This is a genomic window from Dyella acidiphila, assembly GCF_014863405.1.
Taxonomy (GTDB): Bacteria; Pseudomonadota; Gammaproteobacteria; order Xanthomonadales; family Rhodanobacteraceae; genus Dyella_B; species Dyella_B acidiphila.
Genome location: NZ_JACZZA010000018.1, coordinates 48552 through 56950, shown reverse-complemented (window position 1 = coordinate 56950; position 8399 = coordinate 48552). Strand labels below are relative to the sequence as shown.

The following is an 8399-nucleotide window of genomic DNA, read 5'->3' as shown; positions in this document are numbered from 1 at the left end:
GGCTGGGGCACGTAACGCACCGACGAACGAGTGATGTGCAGTGCCCGGCAGATCCGCCGCTCGGAGTGGCCGTGGTGCTCGCGCACATGGGCCACGGCTTGGCGGCGGCGCGCCGGGCTTAGAAGTTTCCCTTGCTGACCTCGCGCAGGATCTGGTTATCGATCACCGCATCAGACAGCGCCCGACGCAGGCGAGCATTTTCCAGCTCAAGATCCTTGAGCCGCTTGGCCTGGTCGACCTTCAGGCCACCGTATTCCTTACGCCAGCGGAAAAACGTCTGCTCCACGATGCCGAGCTGTCGGCATATCTCGGCGACCGTACGCCCCTGCGAGGAAAGCACCTCGGCCTCGCGCAGCTTGTGGATGATCTCTTCGGAACTAAAGCGTTTCTTGGGCATCGTCCAGTCTCCTCGTCATAAGTCTATGAACTTTGGATCTGGACCAGAAATTTCAGGTCAGCTCACTCGCATTCCCTCGATTATTCGCGCGGTTTGGATTTTGGCCGGCCCTAGGGCTCAGCGCACTGCTGACAATCGTTTGTTTTATGTTGTTCGCATGGGCCGTGAAACCTTTTGGGATCAAATTGCTCTGACGCCAACTACAATAAACCGGAGACGAACTTCTACAGGCTTAGATGCGCCACTCCAGTCGTGGCTTCGATCGGTGATATATAGCTGGCTGCAACAAACACTTCCTGCTGCACTAGCGATATCCCTTCAGATACTCGTTAAAGAGCCCCGTGGGAAAATATTCTCACAGCGATGCTAGCTAATGTTCGAAGCTTACGTATGACAACAGAACTCATTTTGCAGAGCACGTTGACTTGCCCCCATTGCGGTCATCAATCCATCGAAACGATGCCTACGAACGCGTGCCTGTTTTTCCACGAATGTGCCGGCTGTGGTGAATTGCTGCGGCCTAAGGCAGGCGATTGCTGTGTGTTCTGCTCTTGGGGCAACGTTCCATGCCCTCCGATCCAGCAAAACGACTCATCCTGCTGTGGATGAAGCAGTAGCGTAGGGGCGGTCGAGTAACTGCCGTTACCTCTTAGGGCACACGCCGACGAGTACGTGGCGCGATCGGGGCACGGGACTTGGAAGTCCGCGAGGCTGGGCGTGCGCAACTCTGCCCTTGGCAGCAGTTTTCCGTCAGATAACCCACCAGATCATTCATGGCGTCGATCACGGGGGCGTAATAAATGAAGCGACCACTTTGCCGGCTGGTCACCAACCCGGCATTCAGCAGCTCTTTCAGGTGGAACGAGAGCGTCGCGTTGGGGATGCCCAACTGCTCTCCGATTGTTCCCACAGGCAGCCCCTCAGGGCCTTGCTCCACCAGCAGGCGAAAAATGGCCAGACGCGACTCCTGCGCGAGAGCGGAGAGCATTTTGATGGTCTGTGCGGTCTGCATGTCTGGCAATGTCGCTATGAGGCCTCGAATGGCTAGTGTAGCGGACCGGTCGCTTAGGGTAGATCAAGGAACCAGGCCTTTACGGCAAGCGCCCATGACGCCAGCCAGGTTGTTTACGCGCGTGCTTCGTACCAGTGCTGCGTGCGATTGACGACACTCACCACGGAAAGCATCACCGGCACTTCGATCAACACGCCGACCACCGTGGCCAATGCCGCCCCGGAGTGCACGCCGAAAAGGCCCACCGCCGTGGCCACCGCGAGCTCAAAGAAGTTGCTCGCGCCGATCAGCGATGAAGGGCCGGCCACGCAATGGGGAACCTTGAGCTGACGGTTGAGCAAATACGCCAATCCCGAGTTGAAGTAGACCTGGATCAGGATCGGTACCGCGAGCATGGCGATAACCAGCGGTTGCTCGAGAATCTGCTGTCCCTGAAAGCCAAACAGCAGCACCAGGGTCGCCAGGAGCGCCACCAGCGAGACCGGACCCAGGCGGTGGAGAAGCGCCTGCAGCGTCGGTTCGCCGCCACGCGCAAGAATCACGCGGCGCAATACGACACTGATGAGCACCGGCACGACGATGTAGAGGATCACGGACAAGATCAGCGTATTCCAGGGCACCGTAATGGAGGAAATGCCAAGCAGGAGCGCGACGATCGGCGTGAAGGCCACGACCATGATCGCGTCGTTCAAGGCGACCTGGCTCAAGGTGAAGTGCGGTTCGCCGCGGCAGAGGTTGCTCCAGACAAACACCATTGCCGTGCACGGCGCGGCCGCCAGCAGGATCAGACCGGCCACGTAGGAATCCAGCTGCCCGGCGGGCAAGTACGCCGCAAAGACGTGACGGATAAAGATCCATCCGAGCAACGCCATCGAAAAGGGCTTTACCGCCCAATTGATGAAGAGCGTCACGCCGATGCCTTTCCATTGCTCCCGCACACCGGCCAGCGCGCCGAAGTCGATCTTCAGCAGCATCGGAATGATCATGAGCCAGATCAGCACGGCGACCGGAAGATTCACCTGCGCCACCTGCTTATGCCCGATCGCCTCAAACGTCGAGGGCAGCAGGTGTCCCAACCAGGTGCCTGCAACGATGCACAGGAACACCCAGATCGTCAGGTAGCGCTCGAAAAGGCCGATACGCGCCGGCGCGGGCGGCGCGTCCATCAATGCGTCCGCATGGGCCTGCGTCATACGTGCTCCTCCTCGGCGTCCGTGATCGTGCCGATATGGTCAAGCGCCTGCTTGAGCTCGTTCCTGGACAGCGTTTCCACCGGGAGGTCCAGCAGCGCCATAAGCCGGACCGTGATGAGCGCGTGGGCATGCTCGAACGCGGCGGCTATCGTCGCGGGATCACCTTGGACCCCAGCCGGGTCGGGCAAGCCCCAATGCGAGCGTACGAAGTAGCCGAAGAGCACGGGGCATGGTTCGCGGGCCGCGCTGTCGCATACGGTAATGACGATATCGAGCGGTGGCGCGTCGTCCCCGACAAAACGGTCCCAGGATTTGCTGGCGAGGTTATCGATCGGTATGCCCGCCGCCGTCAGTTGTTGGATGGCATAGGGGTTGACCTTGCCGGTGGGCTGACTTCCGGCGCTGAACGCTTCAAAGCGCCCCTTTCCCAGGCGATTGAGCGTGGCCTCGGAAAGAATGCTTCGCGCGGAATTGCCTGTGCAGATAAACAAGACGCGGCAGGGGTGCATGGTGGTCTCTGGCTGATGGAGTAATGGGGTTAAGACGCTTTGGCAGGACGACACCGTTCGGGATGACCTTCACAACAATGGAGCGTGAGGTAGTCGATCAGCCCTTTCATGGCGGAAAAGTTGGCGCGATAGCGGATGTAACGTCCTTCGGAAAAGGATTCCGCCAGACCCGCATGCACCAAGCCTTTGAGATGAAACGACAACGTCGATCCACTCAAACCGATTTCCTCCGCGATCTCGTTCACCACCGCGCCACCCGGCCCGCAGACGACGAGGTAACGGAAGATGCTGAGCCGGCTGTCCTGGGCCAAACCGGCAAGGGAGCGAACGGCGGTCTTGGTTTCCATATTTCTATATTGCTAGAATTATGGAAGACAAGCAACCGGATGCGACGCAGTCATGGCCCTTGAAAAAGGTCGCAGTTAGTTAGCAAAAAACGGGCCGGGGGCAGTCAATCGCTTTTACTTTTAACTGCCACTGGTCAGTTTTTTCCGAACTTGGCGAGCGGGCGCCGAGCACAAAAAAACCGGGACAGTCCCGGCTTATGGATGTCGGAGCATGTTAGGCGAAACGTACGGCGTCATTTCAACCCATTTGCGATTGCGTTAAGTCGTTGCTCTCTCGGTTTGCGGGTATCAATACTCACGCCCGCGGCGCAGCACTTCTCATTAACGCGACTTGCGATGTCGAGCATCTGATCAAGAATGTCGCGAGCGTCGTTTTTATTGACCTTATAAAACGTCGCCAGCCGGAGTAAGTCCTCGCGCTTGGGATCTCTCCCCTTGTGCTCGGCAAATGTAAGCGTGTGGTAGCCGCCGGGACCATCCATGTAGGTGAGGTCGTAGGCCGGAGACAGATGCCAAGTCCCTTTGGCGTCGAGGCAGAACGCGACATTCTTTGTGTGGTCATCGCGAACACTCATGGCGGCATTAAACGCCGCTCGCATATAACCCTCGCGCAACTCGGCCGCGGGCACGTTTAGTTCGATCATTACTTCTGCAATGTGGCCGTAGTCCAGTCGCACGTTCAGGTCGCGGTGGGACAGGTGGAGTAGGCCGGCCAGGGAGTGACAAAAAACGCGTCCGTTGGGGGTGCGATCAAAACGTTCCGTAACGAAGACAGTCGCCTTATTGATGGCCTTCAACTGACTGGGCATCACGGTGAGGCCGGCTTCACGAGCCGACTCCATGTAAACCTGCTCGACGATGGGAGCGTCCTCGGGTTCGTCGCGAGCGGCCCATTTGATGAGCCACGACCGAGAGCCTGGTGCTAACGGTCCTCCGGAGACGCGCGCCCAACGAAAGCTCTCATCACAGTCCACCATCACCTTCGGACGTGCACCTTGGGGCGAGCTGCCCGCTTGAAGCAGCACGGCCGATACCTCATCGAGATGCCCTTCAATGGTGGCTTCCATGTCGAGACCGAGCTCGCCCATCGGGATCGCGTCTTGAATGTCGTCGCCAAGCGCAGGGCTAAACGACAGCGAACCCCATGCGCGATCACCCAAAAACGCTAAGCGGGTGGCGGGCGAGATGCGGTTGGCTGGGATGTTCTGCCGGGCGAGAGCCTTATCCATCAGATATAGACCCCAGCCGTCCGGAAGGGAGTCGTTGAGCATGCCAGGGAGCCCGCGGTAGTCGGCGGGCAACTGCTGCTCATCGCGGCTAGACCAAACGCCCCTCATCGAAAGTCGTATTGGGGAGAGATTGAGGTTTAGCCGTTTCGCCTCTGCGCTCCACGCGAAGAGGCTTTCTTTTGCATCAACTTCGTAGCTCAGTCGCCCGATTTTCACGGGCGCCCCAAGATGCTCGGTCCACACGTCGAGTTCGTGCAGCGGTTTATCGAGCCAAGCGCGGTCGATCGGCACGATGCCTCCTAGGCTTTGGGCCGCACCCGCTTCGTCGCCAAGACCGGCGACGAAGCGGGTTTCAGATCAAAGAAGCGGCCCTGCGACTGTAGATCCGGGTAATGAGGGGAGTCGAGCATCTTCAAGACATCGGAACCGTGCCCCAGCGCGAGCAGTAATCGCAGAAGTTTCTCGGATGAAACGGGGGAGCCCTTTTCCACGGCTTTGATCGTGCTCTCCGATATACCGGACCGCTCCGCCAAGTCGGATTGTCGCCAATCGAAGGCCATCCGTTGCCTCCTGATTCGTTCCCCGACTTCGCGGGGAAACTCTTCGGCAGACGGGGCCTTGGGGCATTGCCGGGAAATCAATTTATCTAGACTTTCCATCTAGTTACGATAGTAAAAAATATAAGAGGTGTCAAGAGACCTCTTATTAAGAGGTGATATTGCACCTCTTATTTTGCCGCGCTCCCTAACGGACCCCCATCTCGCCTCTTTAATTTTTGCCTAAAAAGGTGAAAACAGTCGTCCCTTGGCTCATGCCGCTAGCAAGGGGTATCGCATGCAGTTCATTGCCTTGGGGCGCCCCCGGCGGGCCGCTTTGTGGGTAGCTATGACCGTTGGATAGGCTGAACTCCATTGCCTGTCCGATTTCAGCTTTCAGCGCCGGAGCGTCCTCGAAAAAGAGTCTGAAGGCAGTTAATGGGTTTCCTACTCTCATCGCTTTTAACTGCTCCTTGTCCGTTTTTGGTCTAACAAGGGAGCCTGGTTTTGACCCAAAGCGAACGGTTTAGAAGCCACGCTTTAGCGCGCGGTACCTTCAGCGATTGATAGGATCCGGTTCGTCGCTTGCTCGGTTTACATCAGATTTCCGCCGCGCTGGTGCTTAAGCAGATGCCTTTGCCCTAGGAGGCCAGACCATGGAGTACCACGCTAGCTGCCATTGCAAACGCGTGCGCTTTTCGTTCCGCAGCCCCGAGATCACGACCGGCAAACGCTGTAACTGCTCGCTGTGTATCCGCAAGGGTGCGGTGCTGTCGTCAGACTACATTCCGGGTGACAACTTCACGCTGCACGCCGGTGAGTCCGATCTGGCCGCATACCTCTGGAACGACAAAGTCATGCGCCACTATTTCTGCAAGACCTGCGGCATCGCTACGTACGGTGCCGTTACCGGCGAAGATGGCAAGGACCGTTACCGAGTCAACCTCGGCTGTGTGGAAGGCCTCGACGCGCTCGCGCTCGACATCACGATCGTTGACGGCAAGGCGCTGCCGCTCGCCGATGCGCCTTGAAGCCCCCAACGCCGGGCGACGTCAGATCAAGGGGGGAATCGGGCGGAGGTAGCCAATCGCCTTTAACTATCCCTGGCCCGCTTTCCGGCCCGTTGAGATTGCAATCCAAAGCAGACTGCCGGCTTCCGAATCCCCACACCCGTACCCGAATTACCCGCAACTCATCCCCGTTTCCCATCCATTGGTCACTTATGCCATGGCAGATGGAGCAGGGTTGCCTCAGGATGCGGGTTTGTCCATTTCATGGAGGAAGGCATGCGTCGTCGCGATTTGCTCAAGACCGCCTTGTCGGCGCCTTTTCTGCCCTTGGCGGTTTCGTGGAGCATGCGGGCACAAGGCGCAATACTCCCGTCTTCCCGTGTTCGTCCCGGTGATGCGGGTTGGCCGTCACCTGCGCAGTGGGAGACGCTCAAGGCGCAAGTCGGCGGACGGTTGATCGTTCCCGCATCGCCCTTTACTCAAGGCGGCGCGGCGGAAGCGGAAGCGCTCAAATACATTGGCAGTCAGAATCTCTATTACATAAGCGATGAGCCTGGCCTCACACAAACCAGCGGCTGGTTCGGTGCATGGACGTCCCAGCCCAGCCGCTATGCCGTGGTAGCCGAGTCCGCCGCAGACGTGGCGGCCGCCGTAGACTTCGCGCGCAAACATCACCTGCGCCTGGTTGTGAAAGGTGGGGGCCATAGCTATCAGGGCACGTCTGACGCGCCTGATTCGCTTTTGGTATGGACGCGCCATATGCGAGAGATCCAGCACCATTCGGCGTTCGTGGGGCAGGGATGCGAAAGAAACGTGGAGCCACAGCCGGCTGTCACGCTGGGAGCCGGTTGCCTGTGGATGGACGCCTACCATGCGGTCACCACGCTAGGCGGCCGGTATGTCCAGGGTGGCGGCTGCCCGACGGTGGGCGTGGCCGGGCTGGTGCAAAGTGGCGGCTTCGGTCACTACTCCAAGACCTTCGGTACTGCTTCGGCCAATTTGTTGGAGGCGGAAGTGGTGACTGCCGATGGGCAGATCCGCACCGTTAATGCGTGCAATCACCCGGATCTGTTCTGGGGGTTGAAGGGTGGGGGCGGAGGTAGCCTGGGCATCGTCACGCGCGTGACCCTGCGAACTTACGACTTGCCCAACTTTTTCGGTGGCGTTGGCGGCGACATACATGCGTCGAGCGACGACGCCTATCGCGAACTGATTGCACGCTTTTTCGCGTTCTATCAGGCCGAGCTGTTCAATCCCCATTGGGGCGAGCATGTCACGCTGCGCCCGGACAACGTACTCAGCTTCACCATGATGTTCCAGGCGCTGGACGCGGCAGCCGTCGAGCGCATCTGGGCACCATTTCTGGATTGGGTGCGGGCGCATAAGGCATACAGCTTTGACAGCCCGGTCGGCGTGCTGACTGTTCCCGCGCAGCATTTGTGGGATGGTGCTTATTTCAAGCAGCACTTCCCTGGCCATATGCGGTTCGATGATCGCCCCGGCGCACCCGCCTGGCACATGTTCTGGGATGGGGAGCAAAGCGAAGTAGGCCGGTTTATCCATGGCTATCGCTCCGCATGGCTCCCGGCAAAGTTACTGCAGCCCGACCTTCGCGGCAGCCTCACCGAGGCGCTGTTCCATGCATCGCGCTCACGCAGTATCGAGCTGTATTTTGGCAAGGGGCTTGCCGGTGGCTCGCCAGACGCGCTTGCCCAAACGCGCGATACGGCGATGAATCCTCAGGTGCTGGACGCCTTCGCACTTGCGATTCTGGGGAGTGACGGCAAGCCCGCCTTTCCCGGGATGCCGGGCGCGCGGATCGATGACGAATTGGTACGTCGCGACATCCGCGATCTCGATCGAGCGATGGACATTCTGTATCGACTCGTGCCCGATGCCGGAAGTTATCTATCGGAAAGCGACTATTTCCTGCGCGATTGGCAAGCCCGATTTTGGGGCTCGAACTATGCTCGACTCGCTGCCGTCAAACGGCGCTACGATCCAGATGGTCTTTTTGTTATTCATCATGGCGTGGGAAGCGAGACGTGGAGCGCGGATGGTTTCACTCCCGTAACGAGCGCACATCAGACTTGATGATGGCAGGTGGACGGATTGCTTGCTTTCGACTCATGATGGATTTTTTTGCGCCAACTAGAACCACATTTA

Annotated in this window: 10 protein-coding genes and 1 pseudogene; 3 read left to right on the top strand and 8 right to left on the bottom strand. The window is 58.8% G+C overall.

Annotation, left to right across the window (positions count from 1 at the left end; all coding sequences use genetic code 11):
* Together IGX34_RS22545 and IGX34_RS21140 are read right to left on the bottom strand one after the other, a co-directional pair.
* A pseudogene (locus IGX34_RS22545) lies at positions 1-107 on the bottom strand (hypothetical protein); the annotation flags it as partial.
* 11 nt (positions 108-118) lie between these two features.
* Positions 119-397 (bottom strand): transposase, encoded by a 279-nt coding sequence (locus tag IGX34_RS21140; RefSeq protein WP_192557740.1) that lies wholly within the window; start codon positions 395-397, stop codon positions 119-121.
* Between the two features lie 363 nt (positions 398-760).
* Between IGX34_RS21140 and IGX34_RS22230 the strand changes: the two genes are divergently transcribed.
* Positions 761-1006 carry a GDCCVxC domain-containing (seleno)protein gene (locus tag IGX34_RS22230; protein ID WP_486599029.1) on the top strand — a complete coding sequence of 82 codons (246 nt, stop codon included), beginning with the start codon at positions 761-763 and terminating at the stop codon, positions 1004-1006.
* A gap of 40 nt (positions 1007-1046) precedes the next feature.
* On the opposite strand, the gene IGX34_RS21135 is transcribed toward IGX34_RS22230, so the two are convergent.
* From IGX34_RS21135 to IGX34_RS21110, 6 genes are all read right to left on the bottom strand, one after another.
* Positions 1047-1409 carry an ArsR/SmtB family transcription factor gene (locus tag IGX34_RS21135; protein ID WP_192557739.1) on the bottom strand — a complete coding sequence of 121 codons (363 nt, stop codon included), beginning with the start codon at positions 1407-1409 and terminating at the stop codon, positions 1047-1049.
* A gap of 113 nt (positions 1410-1522) precedes the next feature.
* The gene (gene arsB, locus IGX34_RS21130; protein WP_192557738.1) at positions 1523-2602 is read right to left on the bottom strand and encodes an ACR3 family arsenite efflux transporter; all 1080 of its coding nucleotides are present in this window, start codon (positions 2600-2602) and stop codon (positions 1523-1525) included.
* Positions 2599-3111: an arsenate reductase ArsC gene (locus IGX34_RS21125; RefSeq protein ID WP_192557737.1), complete on the bottom strand. Its 513-nt coding sequence runs from the start codon at positions 3109-3111 to the stop codon at positions 2599-2601. Before IGX34_RS21125 ends, arsB begins: the two co-directional genes overlap by 4 nt.
* Positions 3112-3140: 29 nt before the next feature.
* A complete protein-coding gene (locus tag IGX34_RS21120) occupies positions 3141-3458 on the bottom strand; it encodes an ArsR/SmtB family transcription factor (RefSeq protein ID WP_192557736.1) in 318 nt (105 codons plus the stop codon).
* 233 nt (positions 3459-3691) lie between these two features.
* Positions 3692-4978, bottom strand: coding sequence for a HipA domain-containing protein (locus IGX34_RS21115; protein WP_192557735.1), 1287 nt, complete (start codon positions 4976-4978; stop codon positions 3692-3694).
* Positions 4979-4986: 8 nt separating this feature from the next.
* The gene (locus tag IGX34_RS21110) at positions 4987-5346 is read right to left on the bottom strand and encodes a helix-turn-helix domain-containing protein (protein WP_225737674.1); all 360 of its coding nucleotides are present in this window, start codon (positions 5344-5346) and stop codon (positions 4987-4989) included.
* A gap of 533 nt (positions 5347-5879) precedes the next feature.
* On the opposite strand from IGX34_RS21110, the gene IGX34_RS21105 reads away from it, so the two are divergent.
* Positions 5880-6254, top strand: coding sequence for a GFA family protein (locus IGX34_RS21105; protein WP_192557733.1), 375 nt, complete (start codon positions 5880-5882; stop codon positions 6252-6254).
* Between the two features lie 255 nt (positions 6255-6509).
* Positions 6510-8327 carry an FAD-binding oxidoreductase gene (locus tag IGX34_RS21100; protein ID WP_192557732.1) on the top strand — a complete coding sequence of 606 codons (1818 nt, stop codon included), beginning with the start codon at positions 6510-6512 and terminating at the stop codon, positions 8325-8327.
* The last annotated feature ends 72 nt before the right edge of the window (positions 8328-8399 follow it).

Bases quoted from the DNA above. Each gene is read 5' to 3' on its own strand.
- IGX34_RS21140 (WP_192557740.1), bottom strand. From the start codon at position 397: ATGCCCAAGAAACGCTTTAGTTCCGAAGAGATCATCCACAAGCTGCGC.
- IGX34_RS22230 (WP_486599029.1), top strand. From the start codon at position 761: ATGCTAGCTAATGTTCGAAGCTTACGTATGACAACAGAACTCATTTTG.
- IGX34_RS21135 (WP_192557739.1), bottom strand. From the start codon at position 1,409: ATGCAGACCGCACAGACCATCAAAATGCTCTCCGCTCTCGCGCAGGAG.
- arsB (WP_192557738.1), bottom strand. From the start codon at position 2,602: ATGACGCAGGCCCATGCGGACGCATTGATGGACGCGCCGCCCGCGCCG.
- IGX34_RS21125 (WP_192557737.1), bottom strand. From the start codon at position 3,111: ATGCACCCCTGCCGCGTCTTGTTTATCTGCACAGGCAATTCCGCGCGA.
- IGX34_RS21120 (WP_192557736.1), bottom strand. From the start codon at position 3,458: ATGGAAACCAAGACCGCCGTTCGCTCCCTTGCCGGTTTGGCCCAGGAC.
- IGX34_RS21110 (WP_225737674.1), bottom strand. From the start codon at position 5,346: ATGGAAAGTCTAGATAAATTGATTTCCCGGCAATGCCCCAAGGCCCCG.
- IGX34_RS21105 (WP_192557733.1), top strand. From the start codon at position 5,880: ATGGAGTACCACGCTAGCTGCCATTGCAAACGCGTGCGCTTTTCGTTC.
- IGX34_RS21100 (WP_192557732.1), top strand. From the start codon at position 6,510: ATGCGTCGTCGCGATTTGCTCAAGACCGCCTTGTCGGCGCCTTTTCTG.